A 22,498-nucleotide genomic window follows, 5' to 3' on the forward strand; every position below is an offset into this window, starting at 1 on the left:
GCCGAGGCATCGGCGGAACGCATCCAAAGCGCCGCATAAACCCGCCGCAAGGGCGGCGAATGCTTTTACGGCAAGCCTGAGCGAGCGACGGACGCCATTGCGCGGCGCGGCGCGACCGCGCGACTGCGCGAATTTTCTGACGCCATCCGGCCGTCTTTCGCGCGCCACGAACGCGCGCTTTCGTCCGAACCGTCGTATAAACTTGCGCCCGAACGCCGCCAAGAGCGTCCGGACCGGGGGACACGAGCCCCGGCACACGCCATCCAGACAGTGACCAAGAGATCAGAAAGAACATGACCGACCTTCCCGCTTATACCGCAGAGGACACCCGGCGCCGCGTTTTCGCAATCGTCGGCGCCTCGTCGGGCAACCTCGTCGAGTGGTTCGACTTTTACATCTACTCGTTCCTCGCGCTGTACTTCTCGGCGGCGTTCTTCCCGGGCGGCAACCCGACGGTCCAGTTGCTGAACACCGCGGGCGTGTTCGCGGCGGGCTTCCTGATGCGTCCGATCGGCGGCTGGCTTTTCGGCCGCATCGCCGACAAGCACGGTCGCCGCAACGCGATGATGATCTCCGTGCTGATGATGTGCGGCGGCTCGCTCGTCATCACCTTTCTGCCGACTTACGCGTCGATCGGCGCGTGGGCGCCGTTCCTGCTCCTGATCGCGCGCCTGTTCCAGGGTTTGTCCGTGGGCGGCGAATACGGCACGAGCGCGACCTACATGAGTGAAGTGGCGCTGCGCGGCCGGCGCGGTTTCTTCGCGTCGTTCCAGTACGTGACGCTGATCGGCGGGCAGCTTGCCGCGCTCCTCGTGCTGGTGGTGCTGCAACAGTTCCTGTCGACGGAAGAGCTGAAGGCGTGGGGCTGGCGCATTCCGTTCTTCATCGGCGCGTGCGCGGCGCTGGTTTCGCTCTACCTGCGACGCTCGCTCGACGAAACCTCGACCGCCGAAACGCGTCATCGCAAGGAGGCCGGCACGCTCGCGGGTCTCATGCAGCACAAGGCCGCTTTCATGACCGTCGTGGGCTTCACGGCGGGCGGCTCGCTCATTTTCTACACGTTCACGACCTACATGCAGAAGTACCTGGTCAACACGGCGGGCATGCACGCGAAAACCGCCAGCAACGTGATGACCGCCGCGCTGTTCGTCTATATGCTGCTGCAGCCCGCGTTCGGCGCGCTGTCGGATCGCATCGGCCGTCGCGCATCGATGCTCTGGTTCGGCGCGCTCGCGACCATCGGCACGGTGCCGTTGCTGCACGCGCTCTCGACGGTGGCGAGCCCGGTCATGGCGTTCGTGCTGGTCGTGATCGCGCTTGCGATCGTCAGCTTCTATACGTCGATCAGCGGTCTCATCAAGGCGGAAATGTTTCCGCCGGAAGTGCGCGCGCTGGGCGTCGGGCTGTCCTATGCGGTTGCCAACGCGGTGTTCGGCGGCTCGGCGGAATATGTCGCGCTGTGGCTCAAGTCGGCGGGCAGCGAATCGACGTTCTTCTGGTACGTCACGGTGATGTGCGCGATTTCGCTCATCGTCTCCTGGCGCATGCTCGATCCGAGCAAGGAAGGATATCTGCGCAACGAACCGTAAGCTTTCGGGCGGCGCGCGCGGCGGCAATGCAGCGTCGTGTCGCATGCGTGGCATCGAGCGGCGCGCGGTTATCCGCCACGCTTGCCGACGACGGTAGTATGGTGTTTTATGCGGTATGTGGACGGCGCACCGGTCGCGGTGCGCAGCGATATTCGGGAACCGGATATGCATGCGCGCGGATCTGGTGCGCGCAACGCCGATGCGCCCAATCGGACGCGTCGGTCTGCCTGGAGCCTGTTCATGGAAGATTTCGACGAAACGCTGTTCCTTGTCTGGCGAGCCAATATGAACGTGCTGGTCGGCTCGCCGGGAGGCGCTGCGCGCCTCGCGCGCATGATGAGCTTCTCGCCGACGTTCATGAAGCTGATCGTCGCCGGTCAGCGCGATTTCAACGAGGAGTTCGTGCGCGGTATCGAGCTCGTGACTGGCCTGCCGCCGCACTGGATGGACGAGCGCCGCACGCTGGAAGACGTGCCGCCGGACGTCCTGCGCGCGATCGACGAGGAAACGCCGATGGCCGTGTTTCGCGGCACGGCCCATCCCGCGCCGAAGCGCTCCGTGCTGCGCGGCCCGGAACCGCTGCTTTCCCAGACCGAGGCGACGCGCCGCGTCGCCGATCTCGCCCAGCAACAGGCCGAGATGAACCGTCGCGATCTGCTTTTTCGCAAGAATCGCGAACTGCTTTCACAGGATTTGCGCCGCCTGGAGCGCCAGCTCGGCCTGCTTCAGGTCGAAGGGATGCAGCCGAAGGTCGACGAACTCATCGCGTCGGATCGCATGAGCGAGGCGGCGAAGGCCGACCTGACCGGACGTCTCGAACAGATCGACAAGCACGTGAAGCTCTTACATCAGCATGTCGAGAAGCTCGTTGTGCTTCTTTCGAGCCCGGACGAGCCCGAGGGGGGCGAATAACTATTTCTTCCTGCCGTCCCTCGGGGTGTCCGGCTCGGGGTGCACGGCGATCGGGTCGCTCGCGGGAAAGGTTTCTTCCAGCGCTTCGTCGAGCAAGTCCTCTTCGTTATCCGGCTTCGGCTGGTCCTGTTTCGAACGTTCATCCCGGCTGACTTTCTTCATGGTGCGCTCCGTGATGCGAAGTGATCGTCGATCCAATATAGCAGCCCCGATGCGCCCTCGCAGTCAGCCTTCGCGGCGGTAATCCGCGGGGCGCACGCCCGTCCACTTCCTGAACGCGCGCCGGAACGCGCTCGGTTCCGCGAAACCGAGCGCATCGGCGATTTGCGGAATCGTCTCCTGCGTGTGCGCGAGGCGCGCGATCGCGAGGTCGCGTCTCAATGCGTCCTTGATCGCCTGATAGGTGAGGCCTTCCTGCTTCAGGCGGCGCCGCAGCGTCGCTTCGGCCATGTGGAGCGCCGCCGCGATGCTCTCGGCTTCGGGCCAGTCCGTCGGCGCGGTTTGCTTCAGGCGCGTCCTGACGCGCGCCGCGAGCGAATCCGGATTGCGATATTTCACGATGAAATTCGCCGGCGCGTCGCGCAGGAAGCGCTTGAGCGTGGCGGGCGTCTGCACGACCGGCAGCGCCGCGCATTCGGCCGACAGATCGACGAACGAGCGCGTCTCGCCGAAACGCAGATCGTTGCAGAGCATCAGCCGGTATTCGTCGCTGTCGGCGGGTTCGGCGCAGCGCATCTGCGCCGCCAGCACCGGAATGCGCCGCCCGACCAGCCAGCACAGCAGCCCGTACACGAGGATGAAACCCGTCGCGTAGGCGAACATCGTCTTGGGCGCGCCGGTGTCCTCGAGCCAGATGCGCACCCGCCTTTCGTCGATGTCGACCTCGAACCTCAGCTCATCCAGCACGATGCGCATGAAGTTCGAGATGCGTGCGAGCGCGTGCGCGCCGTCGCGCGAGGACAGCGCCGCGTGGCACAGCAGCACGAAGCTGCCGCGCCGCATCGGATGCGCATCCTGGCCGAAGAACTCGTCGTCGAGCGCGTCGGCGGTGGCGTTCCACAGCTTGCCGTACTGTACCGGCGACACGCGCGCGCGCGGTGATTCGAGCGTCGCCGGCGCGATGCCCGCGGCGGCCAGCAATTGCTCGCGCGCGACGCCGCGCGCCTCGGCGCATCGCAACGCCGCTTCGACGAGACTCGGCGAAATCGAATCGCGCTCGATCTTCTTTTTGGGACTTGGGGTTCTCACTAGGTGGCCAAAGCGCTCAGTTAGCGTGATCGTTTTGGGCATCGGCTAAGGTCCGGCGATTGCCTAGACTCGTGCTCAGACGGCCCATCCGCCCTTCATCGACCGACCCGGCGGCGGCCAGAAAGTGTATCCGATCGATCCAGCCCGCCGCGCCGGCCCAGCCCCATTCACCGAAAGACGAAACATGATCGACGCATTTCTCACCGAAGAGCAGCGCATGATCCGCGACGCCGCTCGCCAGTTCGCAACCGAAGTGCTCGCGCCGAATGCGGGGCAGTGGGACAAGGACGGCGCCATTCCCGATGCCGTCGTGCGGCAACTGGGCGAGCTCGGCCTGCTCGGCATGATCGTGCCCGCGGAGCTCGGCGGCACCTTCAGCGACTACACCGCCTACGCACTCGCGATGGAAGAGGTCGCCGCCGGCTGCGCATCCTGCGCCACGATGATGAGCGTGCACAACTCCGTCGGCTGCGGTCCGATTCTCGCCTACGGCACCGACGCACAAAAGGCCGAATGGCTGCCGAAGCTGGCGAGCGGCGAGATCATCGGGGCGTTTTGCCTGACGGAGCCGCAGGCCGGCTCGGAGGCGAACAATCTGCGCGTGCGCGCCCTCGAGAAAGACGGCAAGTGGGTCATCTCCGGAAGCAAGCAGTTCGTGACGAACGGCAAGCGCGCGGGCGTGGCGATCGTCTTCGCCGTCACCGATCCCGATCAGGGCAAGCGCGGCATCTCGGCGTTCATCGTGCCCACGAACACGCCAGGCTTCAACGTCGGCGCGCCGGAGCACAAGCTCGGCATCCGCGCGTCCGATACCTGTCCGATCACCTTCGACGATTGCGCGATTCCCGCGGCCAACCTGCTCGGCAAGCGCGGCGAGGGCCTGAAGATCGCGTTGTCGAATCTGGAGGGCGGACGCATCGGCATCGCGGCGCAGGCGCTTGGCATCGCGCGCGCGGCTTTCGATGCGTCGCGCGCCTACGCGAAAGAGCGCGTGCAGTTCGGCAAGCCGATCCACGAGCATCAGTCGGTCGCGAACATGCTCGCCGACATGCAGACGCAGATCAACGCCGCGCGCCTCCTGATCCATCACGCGGCGCGCATGCGCACGGAAGGCGTTCCGTGCCTGTCGGAGGCATCGCAGGCGAAGCTGTATGCGTCGGAGATGGCCGAGCGCGTGTGTTCCGATGCGATTCAGATCCACGGCGGATACGGCTATCTGCAGGATTATCCGGTGGAGCGTCATTATCGCGATGCGCGCATCACGCAGATCTACGAAGGCACGAGCGAAGTGCAGCGGATGGTGATCGCACGCAACGTTTGACTCGCGCTTAAAAAAACAGCCTTGCATCGGACCGGAGACGCAATGAACGACGCCCACGCTTTCATCGAAGCACGAGACTTTCTGTTTGCTCATCGCACCGATTACGACACCGCGTATCGCGACTTCAGATGGCCGTCGCTCGATCGCTTCAACTGGGCGCTCGACTATTTCGACCCGATGGCGCGCGGCAACGATGCGCCCGCGCTGCATATCGTCGACGAAAGCGGCGGCGAGACGCGTCTTTCGTTCGCGCAGATGAGCGAGCGTTCGGCGCGCGTCGCGAATCATTTGCGCGGCCTGAACGTGAAGCGCGGCGAACGCATCCTGCTGATGCTGCCGAACCGCGTCGAGCTATGGGACACGATGCTCGCCGCGATGAAGCTCGGCGCTATCGTCCTGCCGGCGACCACGCAGCTCGCGCCGGCCGATTTGCGCGACCGCATCGCGCTCGGCGGCGTGCAGCACGTGATCGTCGATGCGGCGGAAACACCGAAGTTCCATGACATCGGCGTGCCCGGATTGCGCATCGCCGTGGGCGGCGCGAAAGAGGGCTGGCTTGCGTTTGAGACCGCTTACGATGCATCGCCGGAATTTGTTTCGGATGCCGTAACGAACGCGAACGATCCCTATCTGCTGTATTTCACGTCGGGCACGACGTCGAAGCCGAAGCTCGTCGCGCATACGCATCAGAGCTATCCGGTCGGCCATCTGTCGACGATGTACTGGATCGGCCTGCAGCCCGGCGACGTGCACTGGAACATCAGCTCGCCCGGCTGGGCGAAGCATGCGTGGAGTTGCTTCTTCGCGCCCTGGAATGCGCAGGCGTGCGTGTTCATCTACAACTTCAGCCGTTTCGATGCCGCCCGCGCGCTCGATGTGCTCGTCCGATACGAAGTGACGACGCTCTGCGCCCCGCCGACCGTGTGGCGCATGCTCGTGCAGGAACCGCTTGCATCGTACGAAGTGAAGCTGCGCGAGATCGTCGGCGCGGGCGAGCCGCTCAATCCCGAAGTCGTCGAGCGCGTGCAGGCGGCCTGGGGCGTGCCGATCCGCGACGGCTACGGCCAGACCGAAACCACCGCGCAGATCGCGAACACGCCGGGCCAGCGGCTCGTGCCGGGCTCGATGGGCCGTCCGCTGCCGGGGTATCGCGTGGCGCTGCTCGACCCGGACGGCCATCCGGCGGAGGAAGGCGAGATCGCGCTCGTGCTCGATCCGCCGCCGCTCGGCCTGATGACCGGTTACGCGGACAATCCGAAAGCCACCGGGAACGCGATGCGCGGCGGCTTCTATCGAACGTCGGATGTCGCGGCGCGCGGCGCGGATGGCTACTTCGTCTATGTCGGCCGCGCGGACGACGTGTTCAAGTCGTCGGATTACCGGTTGAGCCCGTTCGAACTGGAAAGCGTGCTGATCGAGCACGAGGCGATCGCGGAAGCGGCCGTCGTGCCGAGTCCCGATCCGCTGCGGCTGTCGGTGCCGAAGGCGTTCGTCACGCTGCGGCACGGCTATTCCATCGGGCCGGAGCTGGCCAAGAGCGTGTTCGCGTTCTCGCGCGAGCGGCTCGCACCCTACAAGCGCATCCGGCGTCTGGAATTCGCGGAATTGCCGAAGACGATTTCCGGCAAGATCCGCCGCGTCGATCTGCGCAGGCAGGAGATCGCGCGCACGCAGGATGGCGCGCGCGGCGAGTTCGAGTTCTGGGAAGAGGACTTTCCGGAACTGCGTCAGACCAGCAAAGCCGACTAAAGGAATCCCACGATGATCGAAGTCACGCGCGACGGTCCGACCGTCACGATTCGTCTCGCCCGCCCGCCGGCCAACGCATTCACGGCCGATGGTCTCGCGACGCTGCAGGAAACCGTCGACGGCCTCAACCGCGATGCCCACGTGCGCGCGATCGTCGTGACCGGCACGGGCCCGAAGTTCTTCAGCGCGGGCGCTGACCTCAATCAGTTCGCCGATGGCGACAAGGCTCACGCGCGCGTCGCCGCGCAGCGCTTCGGCGCGGCATTCGAGGCGTTGCAGAACGCGCGCGCGGTGACCATCGCCGCGATCAACGGCTACGCGATGGGCGGCGGGCTCGAATGCGCGCTTGCCTGCGATCTCCGCATCGCCGAGGAACATGCGCAGATGGCGCTGCCCGAAGCGTCGGTCGGACTGCTGCCGTGCGGAAGCGGCACGCAGACGCTGCCGTGGCTCGTCGGCGAAGGCTGGGCGAAGCGCATCATCCTGACGGGCGAGCGTGTGGATGCGCAGACCGCACTGCGCATCGGTCTCGTCGAGGACGTGGTCGCGAGCGGCGGCGCATACGAAGCCGCGCTGAAGATCGCGGCCCGCGTCGCGTCGATGAGCCCGGACGCCGTCGCGTACTCGAAGCCGCTGATTCACGCCGCGCGCGAAGGCATACCGCGCCGCGCTGCATTGGCGCTGGAACGCGAGCGCTTCGTCGATCTTTTCGACGGCGCGAATCAGCGCGAAGGGGTGGCCGCGTTTCTCGAAAAGCGCAAGCCGCAGTGGGGCGCGTCATGAGCACGCAGGGACTGTTGCATGACGCGCCGGAAGTCGGCTTCGAGATCGTCAATCGCGTGGCGATCGTCACGCTTGACCGGCCGCACGCGTTGAACGCGCTGTCGCACGACATGATCGCGCGCCTCACCGAACGCTTCGCGCAGTGCGCGGGGGACGCGTCGATCGCAGCGGTCGTGCTGCGCGGCGCGGGCGACAAGGCGTTCTGCGCGGGCGGCGACGTGCGCAAGCTCTATCACGCGGCGCGCAGCGATCCGCATCACGACACGCCGTGGCTGAAATTCTTCATCGACGAATATCGGCTCGATTTCACGGTGCATCGTTTTGCGAAGCCCGTGATCGCGCTGATGGACGGCATCGTGATGGGCGGCGGCATGGGGCTCGCGCAAGGCGCGGCGCTGCGCATCGCGACCGAGCGCACGCGCATGGCGATGCCCGAGACGCGCATCGGCCTGTTGCCCGATGTCGGCGCGACGCACTTTCTGCGCGTGCTGCCGCGCGATCTCGCGCTCTACGTCGGCCTGACGGGCGCGCGTCTATCGGGCGCCGATGCGAAGCGCGTCGGGCTCGCCGACGAATGCGTGCCATCGACATGGCTGCGCGGCTTCGTCGAGCGCCTCGACAACATGCGCTGGGACGATACGCAGGACGCAATGACGCAATTGAAGCGCGTGTTCGTGCCGGCCGCGAACATCGAACGTCACGCGCCGCTCGACGATATCCGCGTGCACATCAGGCGCCATTTCACCGCGTGCGCGACGGGCGGCGTGGAGCGCATCGTCGCGTCGCTGGCGATGGATGAATCGGACTGGGCGCGCACGACGCTCGCCACGCTCGAAAGCCATTCGCCGACGATGCTCGAGGTGACGTATCACGCGCTCATGCGCGGCCGTCAGATGACGCTTGCGGATTGCTTTCGCATGGAGTTGGGGGTCGTGTACCGCGCAATCGACGACGGCGATTTCATCGAAGGCGTGCGCGCGCTCATCATCGACAAGGACGAGCGGCCGCGTTTCGCGCCGACGACACTCGCGCAGGTGCGAGCGGAGCGTGTGCAGCACTTTCTCTCATCGCCGTGGCGCAGGGACATGCATCCGCTCGCGGACCTGGGCGCGTGATCGTCTGAGGGAAATCGCAAGCAAATGTATCTGCGGCGAACCGGCGAAATGACCGGTGGTCGAACGGGGCTTATCGACCATCGGACAATTCAAGAGGGGAACCGACCATGTCGAACCGTACGTCACGGATCGCAGTCTTGTCGGCCGGCATCGCATTCGCGTTGATCGCGCCGGCCGCATCGTATGCACAACTCAATCTCCAGCAGTTCGGCTTCGGCAGCGGCAAGGCCGATGTGGCGGCAGGCGCGAACGGCGCGACGCAGCCCTCCGCGTTGAACTCGCTCGTGCAGGGCTATCTCGGCGCGAACCAGCAAGTGCTCTCGGGACAATCGACTCTCGCATCGGCGATGGGCATGTCGAGCGTCGCGAGTCAGGCGCAATCGGCGGCGGGCTTGTTATCGGGGGCATCGGGCGGAAGCGGCGTGCCGAGCACGAGCGTGCTGTCGCAACTCGGCGGCACGCAGCAGAGCGTGTCGCAATCGCTGATGCAGGCGTTCACGAGCGGCTCCACGCCGCCGCCGACGGCTGCGAGCAAGCAAAGCTTCAGCGACGGTCTCGGTTCGCTCGGGCAGGGCGTGAAGCAGTACGCCGGCCTGCAATCGGATCTCGGCTCGGTGACGAATTCGATGAACATGTCGTCGCTGTTGCAGGCCGGCTCGAATCCGGCGACCGCGCAGGCTGCGAGCTATATCGCGCAATCCGCGCCCGGACAGTTGCAGTCGCTGGTGCAGACGCTCTCGCAAGCGGTGCAGTACGCGAAGACCAACGGCATTTCGGTACCGTCCGTCGCTTCAGCGGCATTGAGCGGCGTGAAGTGATGCGTGCGTGACGTGTGCGGCGCGGTAATCATCCGCGATCCGCGCCAAAGGGAAGCGGCGGGCTCAGGGACGGGCCACGCCGCTTTTTATTGATCCCGCACGATCTCAGTGACTGGCCGCCTGGCGCATCACGAGACGCCTGAGCATGGGCAGCGCTTGCGGCCGGCGCGCTTTGCGCATCAGCGGCGGGAGATACGAGATATCGGCGATATCGGCGAGTTCTTGCGCGTGCGGGTCCGCGTCGAGCACTTCCAGCGCGGGCGGCTCGACCGGCTCGGCATTGACGTGCTCCGGCTTGTCGACCGCGATGCCGAGCGAATGACGTACATCCACGCCACGGATATGCGCCTTATAGCCGGCGTCGGCGAGCAGGCGTTCGCGTGATTTCCAGAACTCGATCCCGGACGGCGTCATGGGATGCATCGACACGTATTCGACCACGATTTCATAGCCGCGGACTTTCGGATAGTTCAGCAGCAATTTGCCTGAACGAATGTAACGGATGTAGCGGTCGATCTTTTTCGTGAGCAAATCCAGGTGCTCCTTTTCGTCGCGCCAGTCGAGATCATCAAAGAGTCCGACATACACGCGCCCGTAAAGAACATTCACTCCGATGTAATCGATGGCGTCCACGTCACGCAAAGACATGGTCAATCCCCTGCGCCCTCAAAGGGCAAATCACGATGGATTGCATTGTAGCGGATTCAACTTGCCAATTAATCGAGAAACACGGCATTAACTGGGAGAAGGTCTCATTTTCGTAAGAGTCCGAATTCTCGATTTAAGTGGAATCTTATTGTCGCGAACAAAATCAACAAAGCGCCAATATATTTATCATTCAGGTCTGTCTTCTCGATGCATCCGCAAGATCCCGTGTGGACGGGGCTTTCGCGATTTCTTCATTGCTCATCGCCTCGACTTGCGCAAGCGGCGGCTGTTCATTGATCCACGCATCCAGAATCGTCGACGTCACCGCGAGAATGACTGGGCCGATAAATAATCCGACTATTCCGAACGCAAACATGCCGCCGAGCACGCCGGAAAGAATCAGCATCATCGAAAGATTCACGCCGCGTTTGATGAGAATGGGCCGCAGGAAGTTATCGAGCATCGCAATCATGATCGACCACACGAGCAGCAGCGACGCGGCGATATTCGAGCCGTGCCAGAAAAGAAACGCGACGCCGCCGAGCAACGGCAGCAGCGGGCCGATCTGCGCCAGACACAGCATCAGCATGATGGCCGTGATGATGCCCGCCGCCGGCACGCCCGCGACCGCGAGCCCGATGCCGCCTAGCGCCGACTGCGTGACCGCCGTCACGACGATGCCGAGCGCCACCGCGCGGATGGCGAGACCGGCGAGCTTGACGGCTTCCGCGCCGCGCTGTGCCGCGATGCGCGTCGCGAAGCGCGTGACGAATCGTCCCGCCGCCTCGCCGTTCATGTACAGGATGCCGGAGATGATGACGGTGATGACCATGTGCATCACGAACACGCCGACGACCGCGGCATGCGACAGCATCCAGCGGGCGGCGATCGTCACGTAGGGCTCGAGTTTCGCGAGCAGGCCGCCCGGGCCCGCATCGGACAGCGACTGCCATTCGCTCGCGATGCGCGCGCCCGCGAGCGGAATGTCGTGCACCCAGCCCGGCGGCGGCGGCAGCGCGTAGGAAGGCAGGCTCTTGATGGCCGCCATGATCTCGCCGCCGTGCAACGCGAGTGTCGAGATCGCTTCATAGAGCGGCAGCACGATGACGATCAGAAGGATCAGCAGCATCACGGTCGTCGCAATCCAGCGGCGGTTGCCGCAGCGGCGCTGCACGGCGAGCATGAGCGGCCAGGTCGCGACGACGATCGTCGTGGCCCAGATGAGGCCCGGCAGAAACGGGCGCAAGATGTACAGGCTGCCGACCGTGAGCGCGGTCAGGATCGTGATGACGAGCAGGATCCGCGCGATATCCACCGGCTGGCGGGGATTCGGATTCGGTTGCCCGTTGGATAGGATTGGCATGGTGCGTCCGGATAAAAGTGATGGTCGATGCGGCGCCCGGCTACGGGCATGGCGCGCAACGCGTGATGAACAAGCGACATGCGAAAGCCGGCGTCCGGCAAGCCGCTACCGCGTAACGGGCGCAATCATAACGGCACTCCAATCCATACTACTAAAAATCGGGGTGCGCCTGCCCCTGAAATACCTTTCGTCGATGCGTGACGCGTCGAACGAAGTCTTTGCACGAAATCTGGAAATGCCTTTTTGAATTGCCTATTCTTTGGTGCGGGCGCAGAAGAGGGCAGGCTATGTTCCGCCGCGCACCGCGAGGAACAACACAAGAACGATCTGGGAGACTGACATGGCCGGTTTTTCCCGCACCTCGCTCGTTGCGCTGACTGTTGCCTGCGGTGCTGTCGGTATCGTGACATCCCATGGCCGGTGCCGAGTCCGCTGCGATCCGCCTCGCAGCAGCAGCTCGACGGCGCAGCGGGCGACAGCGCCTCGTGGCGGCATTCGAACGGATCGTATGCCGAAGCGCGCTATGCGCCTGCGACGCAGATCAATACCTGGAATGTGGCGAAGCACAAGCCCGCGTTCATCTTCCAGACGGCCGTGATGGAGTCGATGGAAACCGCGCCGATCGTCTCGAACGGCGTGATGTTCCTCACCCCGTCGTACAACCACGTCTATGCGATCGACGCGGTGACGGGCAACGAGTTCAGGCATTACAAGCACAAGATGGGACCGGTCACGACCTTCTGCGGCGGCCCGAACAATCGCATTTCCGACGCGATGATTCCGCCGGAAGGCGTGTGGACCCTGCCGACACCGACCGGCGCGCGCATGCTGCCCGGCGCCGCCACCGGACGCAAGCTCTGGGCGTTCCAGTGCGGCGCTGGCGTCAATGCGCCGGCCGTGCCCTATATGCTGAACGGCAAGCAATACATCGCGGTCGCGGCGGGCGGCAATACGCTGCTCGGCTTCAAGCGCGGCAATAGCCTGCTCGTGTTTGCGCTGCCGTGATGCCGACGCGCACGAAACGTCTGCGGGTCTGGCTCGTCTACGTGTTGTGGATCGTTGCGTGCCTGCTGCTGTCGCTGCCTTCGCGGTCCCGCGCGGATGCGCGGGCGGCTGCCACGAAGGCTGCCGTCTGCACGTCGTGTCACGGGCTCGGAGGCAACTCGACGACGGGCGACTATCCCTCGCTCGCGGGACAGACGTCGCGCTATCTCTATCTGCAATTGCGCGACTTCAAGGCGGGGCGCCGCAGCGATCCGCGCATGTCGCCGATGGCCGCGAATCTCACACCCGGCGACATGCACGACCTCGCCGATTACTTCGCCGCGCAAAAGCCGATCGCCACCGACTTCAAGGCGGACCCGGTGAAGGTCGAGGCGGGCAGGAAGAAGTCCGAAGAGATTCGCTGCACGATGTGCCATCTCGGCGGCTTTTCAGGGCAGAACGAAATTCCGCGCGTCGCGGGGCAGCAGTATCCGTACATCGTGAAGCAGTTGCAGGACTTCCGTGACAGGAAGCGCACCAACGACGCGGGCAACATGACGAGCGTGTCGAAGAATCTCACGGACGCGGACATCGAGAACCTGGCGAATTACATCGCGAATCTGCAATGACGCTTTCGAAGGCGCACATAACGATGACAAGAACCCTTCGCTTGCCGGCGCTCTCGCTGTCGATGATGTGGCGGGCACGATCGCTTACGCGCAGCAGGACGCCTACACGCTCAACGAACGCCTGCTGTCCGCCACCCGCGACGGCGATCAGGCAGCCGTCACGCGTCTGGTTCGGATGACCCTGGTTCGATCGTGATGCCGCGTGCGCTCATGCCCAATGCCCTTCGGCCCTACGCCAGGTCGGCCCGCGCTGCACCCATGGACGCGGCATCCAGCGATAGCCCCCGTGGACCGGCCGCCAGTGGCCCGTCGCCCAGACAGAGGCCGCGATGCCAGCGCCCCGGGTCACATGCGTAGCCCGCGCGCGGAGGCGGTTCGACGCGCGGCGGCGCGGCGGGCGCGATGACGATGGCCTGCGCGTCGGCAGGGCTGATGTGCAGGGCGGCGAGCGGAATCGCGACGACCGGCGCGAGCACGGCGGCCGAAAGCGCCGCGCCCAGCGGCGAGTGTGTTTTTCTCATGACGTGTCCCGTCGATTCAGGTTGCGACGAGACATCGAACGCAGTTATAACCGGGTCTTACGCGAACGCGTCGATCCCTTCGACGAGACGCTCAGCGAGGCGCGGCTGCCGCAATTGCTGCGTCCACCATTGCAGCGCGCGCCCTTCGTGATCGCCGCGCCATGCGACGTACAGGACGTTCGGCTCGCGCGGATCGGCGGTTTCCTTCTCGACGAGTTCGCCGCGCGCAAGCAGCGTTTTCACGCGATGCCGTGGCACCCAGCCCGTGCCGAGCCCTTGCCGCTGCGCGAGAATTTTCGCGCGCATCGTCGGCACGGCGAACGCGGCCTGGCCGCCGAGCACCCCGTATGCGCGCCCCGCCGAGCGCGACGAATCCGCGACGACGACCGCCCGATGCGCCGCGATCTGATCGCGCTTGAGCGGCCCGCGCACCGTCGCAAGCGGATGGCGCGGCGACACTGCGAACGCCCATTGCATCACGCCGAGCTCGAACCAGCGCAGGCCGGGGATCGCCGGCGGCTCGTTGGTCGCGCCGATGATCAGATCCGCGCGGCCGTCGCGCAAGGCTTCCCAAGTGCCGCCCAGCACTTCATGGGTGATGCGCAGCGCGACGCCGGAATCGAGCGCATCGAACGCCTGCACGACCGGCAGCAGCGTTTCGAATTCGAGAATCTCGTCACAGACGATCCACAGCCGGTCTTCCCAGCCGCTCGCGATCTGCTTCACGCGCTGCGCGAGGCGCGATACGTCGAGCATGAGACGCGATGCTTCATCGGCGAGAAGATGGCCGGCGGGCGTCAGTTCCAGACGATAGCGGCGCCGGTCGAAGAGCAGCGCGTCGAAGCGCGTTTCCAGTTGCCGCGCGGCATGCGACACCGTGGACGGCGCCTTGCCGAGACGCGCCGCCGCGCGCGAAAGGCTGCCGGTTTCGCGGATCGCGTCGAGCAGCGAGAGTTCTTCCTCTGACAACATGTTCGACTCCATCGAACGAGTTCATCGTCCGGATCGTACGGCAAAAGCGGTGCGGCGGATCAACATGAGCGTCATCGGGATAACCCAACTTTCGATGGAGCTGAACGATGAACGCCTTCCTGCACACTATGCGCCGCGCCGCCGGCGTGCTTCTCGCCGCCGCCGCCCTGCAGCCGGTCGCGCATGCCGCAAACGCGCCGCGTGCGCCTCAGGCGGCCGCCGCCGCGAGCGCGATCCAGTCCCGCACGATCGATGCGAACGGCGTCGGGATTCACTATCTGCAAGCCGGCCACGGCGACGCGACGCCCGTCGTGCTGCTGCACGGCTACACGGAGACGAGCCGCATGTGGCAGCCGCTCGTGACGCGTCTCGCGGGCGAGCGCGTCGTGATTGCGCCCGATCTCCCGGGCGCGGGGGGCTCGGCGATGCCGGCTTCCGGCTACGACAAGAAAACGCTCGCGCAAGACATTCACGCGATGGTCCAGGCGCTCGGGTTTCGCAAGGTCAAGCTCGTCGGGCACGACATCGGGCTGATGGTCGCGTATGCGTACGCGGCGCAATATCCCGACGAAGTGGACAGCATCGTGCTGATGGACGCGTTCCTGCCCGGCGTCGGCGACTGGCAGAAAGTCTGGCTCTTACGCGACAAATGGCACTTCAACTTCTACGGCGACACGCCGGAAAAGCTCGTGCGCGGCCGCGAGCGCATCTTCTTCGAGCACTTCTGGAACGACTTCGCCGCCGATCCCGCGCGTTCGGTGAGCGAGGCGGATCGCCGTTACTATTCGGCCCAGTACGCGCGCAATGGCCGCATGCGCGCGGGCTTCGAGTATTTTCACGCGTTCCCGCAGGACGCGAACGATTTCGCCGCCTTTGCCCGAACGCCCCTGCAGATGCCGATGCTCGTGCTCACGGGCGAACGCGCGTCGGGCACGTTCCTGATCGATCAGGCGAAGCTCGTCGCGACCAACGTGCAGGGCGTGGTCGTACCGGGCGCGGGCCACTGGCTGATGGAAGAAGCGCCGGACGCGACGATCGCGCAACTCGTGCGCTTCATCGACGCGCCTTCATCGAACTGAGATGCAGCGATGCCGCGGCGCGCGTCTTGCGCAGCGGCGCTCAAGGAGAACGGAAATGGGACTTCTCGTCGACGGAAAATGGCAGGACAAATGGTACGAAACGGCGTCGACGGGCGGGCGCTTCGTGCGCAAGGACGCTGCCTTTCGCAACTGGGTGACGGCCGATGGCGCGCCGGGGCCGAGCGGCGAGGGCGGTTTCGAGGCTGAAGCCGGTCGCTATCACCTGTATGTCAGCCTCGCGTGCCCGTGGGCGCATCGCACGCTCATCGTGCGCGCCCTGAAGGGGCTGGAAGCCATGATCGACGTATCGGTCGTGAACTGGCTGATGCTGGAACACGGCTGGACCTTCGACGACGGTCCGGGCGTCGTGCCGGACACGATCAACGGCGCGCGCTATCTGCATCAGGTCTACACGGCGGCCGATCCGCATTACAGCGGCCGCGTGACCGTGCCGATCCTGTGGGACAAGGCGCGCGGGACGATCGTCAGCAACGAATCGTCGGAGATCATCCGGATGCTGAATTCGGCGTTCGACGGCATCGGCGCGAAACCCGGCGACTACTATCCGCGCAAGCTTCAGGACGACATCGACGCGCTCAACGCCCGCATCTACGACACGGTGAACAACGGCGTCTACAAGGCGGGCTTCGCGACGACGCAAGCCGCGTACGAGGAAGCGGTGATGCCGCTTTTCGAGACGCTCGATTTTCTCGAAGAACGCCTGAGCACGCGTCGCTACCTTACGGGCGAGCGTTTCACCGAAGCAGATATCCGCCTTTTCACGACGCTCGTGCGCTTCGACGCGGTGTACGTCGGCCACTTCAAGTGCAATCTGCGGCGCATCGCGGATTATCCGAATCTCTCGCGGTTCGCGCGCGAGATCTACCGGATGCCGGGCGTCGCGGCCACGGTGAACTTCGAGCACATCAAGCGGCATTACTACGAGAGTCATCGGACGATCAATCCGACGGGCATCGTGCCCGCCGGACCGGCGCTCGATTTCGACGCAGCTCAATCGTACTGATACACGCCGCGCTTCGTCTTGCGGCCGAGACGCCCCGCCGAGACGAGTTCGCGCAGCAGCGGGCACGCGCGGTACTTCGAATCGCCGAAGTCCTTGAGGAACACGTCCATCACCGAGAGGCATACGTCGAGGCCGATCAGATCCGCGAGCGCAAGCGGGCCGATCGGATGATTCGCGCCGAGCTTCATGCCCGCGTCGATTTCCTCCGCGCTCGCGACGCCTTCGTAGAGCACGAAGAACGCTTCGTTGATCATCGGCACGAGAATGCGGTTGACGACGAAGCCCGGAGAGTTGCGCACGCCGATCGGCGATTTGTCGAGTTTTTCGGTGAGTTCGCGCACGGCGGCAGCGGTTTCATCGCTCGTCTGCACGCCGCGAATCACTTCGACGAGTTGCAGCAGCGGCACCGGATTGAAGAAGTGCATGCCGATGAAGCGCTCGGGCGCGGCGAGCGTCGCGGCGAGCGCGGTGATCGAAATCGACGACGTGTTCGACGCGATGATCGCATCGGCGCGTGCAGCCCCTTCGATCTGCTTCAGGATGCGATTCTTGAGCTCGGCGTTCTCCGTCGCGGCTTCGATCACGATGTCGGCGTTGGCGAGGCGCGCGTAATCGGTCGATGTCTCGATGCGCTTTAACGCTGCATCGCGCGCGGATGCTTCCAGCTTGTCCTTCGACACGAGCCGCTCGAGGCTGCCCGTGAGCGCGGCGACGCCCTTGGCGAGTGCGGCGTCGGTGACGTCGATCAGCACGACCTCGAAGCCCGCGACGGCCGCGACCTGCGCGATGCCGTTGCCCATGGTTCCCGCGCCGACGATACCGACGGTCTGAATCTTCATGCTTTTGCTTCTCCTTGATCTGCGCCGGCCGGAAGCGGCCGGCAAACCGGAAAGGGTCGAAAGCGCGCGATGCGCATCCAGGCGTCGATTCTAACCAGTGGAAAAGGCTGCGGCGTTACCCGAAAGCCGTCAGATCTTTAGGGGCGATGCCGTTTGCATGACAGAAGGCGGCGTAACGTTCCCAGCCGCTCTTCCAGTTTTCAGCGGCGAGGACGTGGCCGCTGTCGTTCACGAAGAGCAGTTCGCCCTGGATGATGTTGAGCGTGACGATGTCCGCGCTGCCCGAATCCCCCGCAAGCGCTTCCGGCGTATGACTCGACCCCGCTGTCTCGTACACGATGCTCCCCGGCCCCGCGATCCAGTCGTGCTCGCGGTACTTCCAGCGCCCCTCGACCGTATAGACGATCACGGTTCCCGTATGCCGATGCCGGGGCATCTGGCCTTTCGCCGGCGCCTTCATGAGCGCGATGACCTCGCCGCGGATCGGATCCAGCTTGAAATACTTGACGAGCACGCGCTCGCTATACGGTGTGAACGGCACCCACGGCAGGTCCGCGTCGTTGAGGCAGGTGGTCTGGATCTGTTCGAACAGCATGATGTCGGCTCCCGGTATTCAGCAGTGCATTGTAGGCAGTGCCGGGCCCGGCGAACATCGGCCGAACGGACGACCCCTTTCGTCCAAGCCGGATCGCGCGGTATCTGATATCGTCCACGCCATGCCAACCATCATCACTGTTTCCAACTTGTCCAAGACCTACGGGTCGGGCTTCCGCGCGCTCCGGGACGTGAATCTGGAGATCCGCCGCGGCGAAATTTTTGCACTGCTCGGCCCGAACGGGGCGGGCAAGACGACGCTCATCAGCACCGTCTGCGGCATCGTCAATCCGAGCGAGGGAAAGGTCACCGTCGCGGGCCACGATATCGTCACGGACTATCGCGCCGCCCGCGCGATGATCGGCCTCGTACCGCAGGAACTCACGACCGACGCGTTCGAGACCGTCTGGGCGACCGTGTCGTTCAGCCGTGGCCTCTTCGGCCGGCCGAAAAATCCTGCGTATGTCGAGAAGGTGCTGAAGTCTCTCTCGCTATGGGCGAAGAAAGACAACAAGATCATGACGCTCTCGGGCGGCATGAAGCGGCGCGTGCTGATCGCGAAGGCGCTTGCGCACGAACCCGAGATTCTCTTTCTCGATGAGCCCACGGCCGGCGTCGATGTCGAGCTGCGGCGCGACATGTGGGACCTCGTGCGCGAACTGCAGCGCAACGGCGTGACCATCATCCTCACGACGCATTACATCGAGGAAGCGGAGGAGATGGCGGACCGCATCGGCGTCATCAATCGCGGCGAGATCGTGCTCGTCGAGGAGAAGCGCGAGCTCATGCGCAAGCTCGGGCAGAAGAAGCTCACGCTGCAGCTCGAGCAGCCGCTCGCGCATATTCCCGCGCCGCTCGAGCCTTACGGTCTCACGCGCTCGGCGGACGGCAGCGAGCTCACTTACACGTACGACGCGCATGACGAGCCGGGGCGCATCATCGCGCTGTTGCGCCACGTCGACGAAGCCGGCGTGCGTTTCAAGGATCTGCAAACGACGCAAAGCTCGCTCGAAGACATCTTCGTGAGTCTCGTCAGGGAAGCCAAATGAATCTATACGCCGTTCGCGCGATCTACCGTTTCGAAATGGCGCGCGCCGGGCGTACGCTGATGCAGAGCATCGTGTCGCCCGTCATTTCGACATCGCTTTATTTCGTCGTATTCGGAGCGGCCATCGGCTCGCGCATTCCGGAAGTGGACGGCATCAGCTACGGCGCGTTCATCGTGCCCGGGCTCGTGATGCTGTCGCTGCTCACGCAAAGCATCGCCAATGCGTCCTTCGGCATCTATTTCCCGAAGTTCACGGGCACGATCTACGAATTGCTGTCCGCGCCGGTGTCGCACTTCGAGCTCGTCCTCAGCTACGTGGGCGCGGCCGCGACCAAATCCGTCATCCTCGGCCTGATCATTCTTCTTACCGCACGATTATTCGTGCCGCTCAGGATCGATCATCCTGTCTGGATGATCGTGTTCCTGCTGCTCACATCCGTGACGTTCAGCCTGCTTGGGTTCATCATCGGCATCTGGGCGGACGGCTTCGAGAAATTGCAGATCATTCCGCTTCTGATCGTCACGCCGCTCACGTTTCTCGGCGGCAGCTTCTATTCGATCAACATCCTGCCGCCGTTCTGGAAGGCCGTTGCGCTGTTCAATCCGGTCGTCTATCTGATCAGCGGCTTTCGCTGGAGCTTTTACGGGCTCGCCGATGTCCAGGTCGGCGTGAGTCTCGGCATGACGCTGGTGTTTCTTGCGGTATTTATCGCGATCGTTGCGTGGATCTTCAGGACGGGATACCGGCTCAAATCGTAGCGCGGCGCCGGCCGGCGAATGCAGGCATGAGGGCGGTCATCGGATGAAAATCATGGGACGCACGAAGCGCAATCTTCTCGGCGTGATGGCCGCTGCATTCTCCGGCGGCGCGGGCACTTCGGCGCCCGCCCGATCGTACGATATCGACTACAGCAGCGCGGAGTGGCGCCGCCGTCTATCGTCGGAGCAATTCCGCGTGCTCAGGCGCGGCGGCACCGAGCCACCGTTCGCGAGCCCGCTGCTCAAGGAGCGTCGTGACGGCACGTATGCGTGCGCGGGATGCGGGCTCGCACTGTTTTCGTCGGCGACGAAGTTCGACAGCGGCACCGGCTGGCCGAGCTTCTGGAAACCTGTCGATGGCGCCGTCGCGATGCACGCGGACGCGACCGGTCACATGCGCAACGAGGTGCATTGCCGGCGCTGCGGCGGACATCTCGGCCATGTCTTCGACGACGGACCGAAGCCCACGGGCCTGCGCTACTGCATCAACGGCGCGGCGCTCGAATTCCGGAACGACGAAGCCTGAGGCCACGCATTCATCCACCTTCCTCGCGACCATGAACGCTCCTGAACTCAAGCTCGACCCCTCGAAGACCGCGCTCGTGCTGATCGATCTGCAGGCGGGCATCGCCGCCTTGCCCGTGCAGCCTCACGACGCCGCGAGCGTACTTGCCAATGCGCGCGCGCTCGCCGATCGCTTTCGCACGCTCGGCGCGCCGGTCGTGCTGGTCAAGGTGGCGTTTCCGAACGGGCCGGGCGGCCTGCGTCCGATCACCGATGCGGGACAGGCGCAGGAAGCGCCGGAGCCGGCGGGCTGGAGCGAGCTCAGCGCGGAACTGGGCGTGCAGGCGTCCGATATCGTCGTCACCAAGCGGCAATGGGGCGCGTTCTACAACACGGATCTCGACTCGCATTTGCGCCGCCGCGGGATCGACACGATCGTGCTGGGCGGCATCGCGACGGCCATCGGCGTGGATTCGACTGCACGCGGCGCGCACGAGCGCGGCTATCAGCAGGTATTCGTCGAAGACGCGATGAGCGACCTGCACGCCGATACGCACGAATCGACCTGCCGCTATATCTTCCCGCGCATCGGTCGCATTCGTTCGACGCAGCAGGTGCTCGCGGCGCTGGCATAGCGGCGCGCGTCGCCTATCCTGTAGCGTACGTCCGATGTCGACGGACGCAAGCGAGGTGCGGTGATGGCGGCCATTCCGAAAGTAGCGATCGCATGTCAGGGCGGCGGCAGCCATGCGGCGTTCGCCGCGGGCATCCTTGACCGGCTGCTGAGCGGCGAGTTCCTCAACCGCTTCGAACTCGTGGCGCTGTCGGGAACGTCGGGCGGCGCGATGTGCGGCGCGCTCGCGTGGGCGGGCCTGCTGCTCGGCGGCCCTCCCGATGCCAGGCGGCGCCTCGCCGGCTTCTGGAAGGATCTGGAGGCGCGCGAGGGGCCGGACATCGTCGCCAATGCGGTCGGCACCTGGTATGCGCGCCTGCCCGTCAACGCGGAAATCAGCCCGTATCTCTATCCACCGGTCGCCGAGGAGCGTCTGCGCGAACTGCTCGACAAGCATCTTCCGTTCGCGTCGCTGCCGACGGAGCCGAAGCAACGCGCGCAGCCGACGCTTCTTGTCGGCGCGACCGATGTGCGTACGGGCGATCGCGTCATCTTTCCCGGCGACAGGCTCGATCAGGATCAGCTGGTCGCATCGGCCGCGGTGCCGCCGCTGTATCGCGCCGTCGCAGCCGACGGGCGCATGTGCTGGGACGGCCTCTTCAGCAGCAATCCGCCAGTGCGCGAATTCACCGATCTCGGGCTCGACACGCGGCCCGACGAAATCTGGGTCGTGCAGATCAATCCGCAATATCGTCGCGAGTTGCCCGAATCGACGAACGAGATCATCGACCGGCGCAACGAACTTTCCGGCAATCTCGCGCTCGGGCAGGAGCTTTACTTCACGACGCGCGTAAACGAACTGCTGAAAGCCGACAAATCATTGGAGAAGCGCTACAAGCCGATCAAAGTTCGCGTCGTGCAGATGCAGCTCGACGCAAGGGATTATCCCGGGCCGCTCGACTATGCATCGAAGCTCGATCGCAATCCGGCGCTGATTCATGCGTTGATCCGCAAAGGACGCGAGCGGGCGGAGTGGTTTTTCGATGCGCGCTCCGACTGGCCGAGGGAAGGCACGGCTCCGCACAAATGCGTCTATGCGTCGACGCCAGCGGCGATGTCGGCTAAGGCAAGATGAATATTCGTACCGGTGATATCGATGCGATGCTCCGGCGTTTAGGAAAGGTCTTGTGGCCTTGGCCTTTGTGTTCCCTTACTTTGTAGTCACTCGCCGGCGGGGCCCCGCCTGCCGGTTCGAGCGCGTCCGTTCATCCCCCTGTTCGGGCGCGGCGCTTTCCCCAAGCGCTGGACGCGCGGCGCTTTCCCCAAGCGCTGGACGCGCGGCGCGGTAGCGTCGCGCGTCTTTTTTTTGGTTCTTCGTGGGTTTTC

General features: G+C 64.7%; 24 protein-coding genes and 1 pseudogene. 17 read left to right on the plus strand and 8 right to left on the minus strand.

What is annotated here, in order from left to right; translation table 11 throughout:
* The first annotated feature begins 293 nt into the window (after positions 1–293).
* Positions 294–1,589 (plus strand): MFS family transporter, encoded by a 1,296-nt coding sequence (locus NCR38_RS15040; RefSeq protein ID WP_061118248.1) that lies wholly within the window; start codon positions 294–296, stop codon positions 1,587–1,589.
* 240 nt (positions 1,590–1,829) lie between these two features.
* Complete coding sequence (locus NCR38_RS15045) at positions 1,830–2,501, plus strand: hypothetical protein (RefSeq protein ID WP_061118369.1); 672 nt, start codon at positions 1,830–1,832, stop codon at positions 2,499–2,501.
* Here NCR38_RS15045 and NCR38_RS15050 read toward each other — a convergent pair whose 3' ends face one another.
* Both NCR38_RS15050 and NCR38_RS15055 read right to left on the minus strand, forming a co-directional pair.
* Entirely contained in the window at positions 2,502–2,663 is a 162-nt protein-coding gene (locus tag NCR38_RS15050) for a hypothetical protein (protein ID WP_250477314.1), read from the minus strand. It lies immediately after the preceding gene.
* A 63-nt stretch (positions 2,664–2,726) separates the two neighbouring features.
* The gene (locus NCR38_RS15055) at positions 2,727–3,791 is read right to left on the minus strand and encodes an AraC family transcriptional regulator (protein ID WP_250477315.1); all 1,065 of its coding nucleotides are present in this window, start codon (positions 3,789–3,791) and stop codon (positions 2,727–2,729) included.
* A 145-nt stretch (positions 3,792–3,936) separates the two neighbouring features.
* Between NCR38_RS15055 and NCR38_RS15060 the strand changes: the two genes are divergently transcribed.
* The 5 genes from NCR38_RS15060 to NCR38_RS15080 all read left to right on the plus strand — a co-directional run bounded on the left by NCR38_RS15060 (position 3,937) and on the right by NCR38_RS15080 (position 9,535).
* Complete coding sequence (locus NCR38_RS15060) at positions 3,937–5,070, plus strand: acyl-CoA dehydrogenase (protein ID WP_061118368.1); 1,134 nt, start codon at positions 3,937–3,939, stop codon at positions 5,068–5,070.
* Positions 5,071–5,112: 42 nt separating this feature from the next.
* A complete protein-coding gene (locus NCR38_RS15065) occupies positions 5,113–6,819 on the plus strand; it encodes an AMP-binding protein (RefSeq protein ID WP_061118246.1) in 1,707 nt (568 codons plus the stop codon).
* A 12-nt stretch (positions 6,820–6,831) separates the two neighbouring features.
* Positions 6,832–7,602 carry an enoyl-CoA hydratase gene (locus NCR38_RS15070; protein ID WP_061118245.1) on the plus strand — a complete coding sequence of 257 codons (771 nt, stop codon included), beginning with the start codon at positions 6,832–6,834 and terminating at the stop codon, positions 7,600–7,602.
* The gene (locus NCR38_RS15075; protein ID WP_061118244.1) at positions 7,599–8,717 is read left to right on the plus strand and encodes an enoyl-CoA hydratase/isomerase family protein; all 1,119 of its coding nucleotides are present in this window, start codon (positions 7,599–7,601) and stop codon (positions 8,715–8,717) included. The genes NCR38_RS15070 and NCR38_RS15075 overlap by 4 nt, the downstream gene beginning before the upstream one ends.
* Positions 8,718–8,824: 107 nt before the next feature.
* Entirely contained in the window at positions 8,825–9,535 is a 711-nt protein-coding gene (locus tag NCR38_RS15080; RefSeq protein WP_250477317.1) for a hypothetical protein, read from the plus strand.
* A gap of 105 nt (positions 9,536–9,640) precedes the next feature.
* Here the strand turns inward: NCR38_RS15080 and NCR38_RS15085 are convergent, their stop codons facing one another.
* On the minus strand, positions 9,641–10,183 hold the full coding sequence (locus tag NCR38_RS15085; RefSeq protein ID WP_061118242.1) for a DUF6572 domain-containing protein: 543 nt from the start codon (positions 10,181–10,183) through the stop codon (positions 9,641–9,643).
* A 190-nt stretch (positions 10,184–10,373) separates the two neighbouring features.
* On the minus strand, positions 10,374–11,546 hold the full coding sequence (gene ydiK / locus NCR38_RS15090) for an AI-2E family transporter YdiK (protein ID WP_250477318.1): 1,173 nt from the start codon (positions 11,544–11,546) through the stop codon (positions 10,374–10,376).
* Between the two features lie 340 nt (positions 11,547–11,886).
* Between ydiK and NCR38_RS34345 the strand changes: the two are divergent.
* From NCR38_RS34345 to NCR38_RS34160, 3 genes and pseudogenes are all read left to right on the plus strand, one after another.
* Positions 11,887–12,308 (plus strand): annotated as a pseudogene (locus tag NCR38_RS34345) (quinonprotein alcohol dehydrogenase); the annotation flags it as partial.
* Between the two features lie 242 nt (positions 12,309–12,550).
* Positions 12,551–13,159: a cytochrome c gene (locus NCR38_RS15100; RefSeq protein ID WP_061118367.1), complete on the plus strand. Its 609-nt coding sequence runs from the start codon at positions 12,551–12,553 to the stop codon at positions 13,157–13,159.
* Between the two features lie 67 nt (positions 13,160–13,226).
* A complete protein-coding gene (locus NCR38_RS34160; RefSeq protein WP_284502276.1) occupies positions 13,227–13,355 on the plus strand; it encodes a hypothetical protein in 129 nt (42 codons plus the stop codon).
* Between the two features lie 34 nt (positions 13,356–13,389).
* On the opposite strand, the gene NCR38_RS15105 is transcribed toward NCR38_RS34160, so the two are convergent.
* Both NCR38_RS15105 and NCR38_RS15110 read right to left on the minus strand, forming a co-directional pair.
* Positions 13,390–13,680 (minus strand): hypothetical protein, encoded by a 291-nt coding sequence (locus NCR38_RS15105; RefSeq protein ID WP_409219288.1) that lies wholly within the window; start codon positions 13,678–13,680, stop codon positions 13,390–13,392.
* A gap of 57 nt (positions 13,681–13,737) precedes the next feature.
* The gene (locus NCR38_RS15110; protein WP_061118366.1) at positions 13,738–14,652 is read right to left on the minus strand and encodes a LysR family transcriptional regulator; all 915 of its coding nucleotides are present in this window, start codon (positions 14,650–14,652) and stop codon (positions 13,738–13,740) included.
* A gap of 107 nt (positions 14,653–14,759) precedes the next feature.
* Between NCR38_RS15110 and NCR38_RS15115 the strand changes: the two genes are divergently transcribed.
* On the plus strand, positions 14,760–15,731 hold the full coding sequence (locus tag NCR38_RS15115; protein ID WP_061118239.1) for an alpha/beta fold hydrolase: 972 nt from the start codon (positions 14,760–14,762) through the stop codon (positions 15,729–15,731).
* 55 nt (positions 15,732–15,786) lie between these two features.
* Positions 15,787–16,755, plus strand: a complete 969-nt coding sequence (locus NCR38_RS15120) for a glutathione S-transferase family protein (protein ID WP_061118365.1) — start codon at positions 15,787–15,789, stop codon at positions 16,753–16,755.
* Here the strand turns inward: NCR38_RS15120 and NCR38_RS15125 are convergent.
* Together NCR38_RS15125 and NCR38_RS15130 are read right to left on the minus strand one after the other, a co-directional pair.
* Complete coding sequence (locus NCR38_RS15125; RefSeq protein ID WP_061118238.1) at positions 16,743–17,594, minus strand: 3-hydroxybutyryl-CoA dehydrogenase; 852 nt, start codon at positions 17,592–17,594, stop codon at positions 16,743–16,745. The two genes, NCR38_RS15120 and NCR38_RS15125, sit on opposite strands and share 13 nt — an antisense overlap.
* A 115-nt stretch (positions 17,595–17,709) precedes the next feature.
* Positions 17,710–18,189 carry a 2,4'-dihydroxyacetophenone dioxygenase family protein gene (locus NCR38_RS15130; protein ID WP_061118237.1) on the minus strand — a complete coding sequence of 160 codons (480 nt, stop codon included), beginning with the start codon at positions 18,187–18,189 and terminating at the stop codon, positions 17,710–17,712.
* A 121-nt stretch (positions 18,190–18,310) separates the two neighbouring features.
* Here NCR38_RS15130 and NCR38_RS15135 point away from each other — a divergent pair, with 121 nt between their 5' ends.
* From NCR38_RS15135 to NCR38_RS15155, 5 genes are all read left to right on the plus strand, one after another.
* On the plus strand, positions 18,311–19,237 hold the full coding sequence (locus tag NCR38_RS15135; RefSeq protein ID WP_061118236.1) for an ABC transporter ATP-binding protein: 927 nt from the start codon (positions 18,311–18,313) through the stop codon (positions 19,235–19,237).
* On the plus strand, positions 19,234–19,995 hold the full coding sequence (locus tag NCR38_RS15140; RefSeq protein ID WP_061118235.1) for an ABC transporter permease: 762 nt from the start codon (positions 19,234–19,236) through the stop codon (positions 19,993–19,995). Before NCR38_RS15135 ends, NCR38_RS15140 begins: the two co-directional genes overlap by 4 nt.
* A 43-nt stretch (positions 19,996–20,038) precedes the next feature.
* A complete protein-coding gene (gene msrB, locus NCR38_RS15145) occupies positions 20,039–20,521 on the plus strand; it encodes a peptide-methionine (R)-S-oxide reductase MsrB (protein WP_061118234.1) in 483 nt (160 codons plus the stop codon).
* Between the two features lie 31 nt (positions 20,522–20,552).
* Positions 20,553–21,134: a hydrolase gene (locus tag NCR38_RS15150; RefSeq protein WP_061118233.1), complete on the plus strand. Its 582-nt coding sequence runs from the start codon at positions 20,553–20,555 to the stop codon at positions 21,132–21,134.
* A gap of 63 nt (positions 21,135–21,197) precedes the next feature.
* On the plus strand, positions 21,198–22,247 hold the full coding sequence (locus tag NCR38_RS15155) for a patatin-like phospholipase family protein (RefSeq protein ID WP_061118232.1): 1,050 nt from the start codon (positions 21,198–21,200) through the stop codon (positions 22,245–22,247).
* Positions 22,248–22,498: the final 251 nt, after the last annotated feature.

Origin of the sequence: Caballeronia sp. INML1 (assembly GCF_023631085.1) — a bacterium.
In the GTDB taxonomy this organism is placed as follows: Bacteria; Pseudomonadota; Gammaproteobacteria; order Burkholderiales; family Burkholderiaceae; genus Caballeronia; species Caballeronia turbans.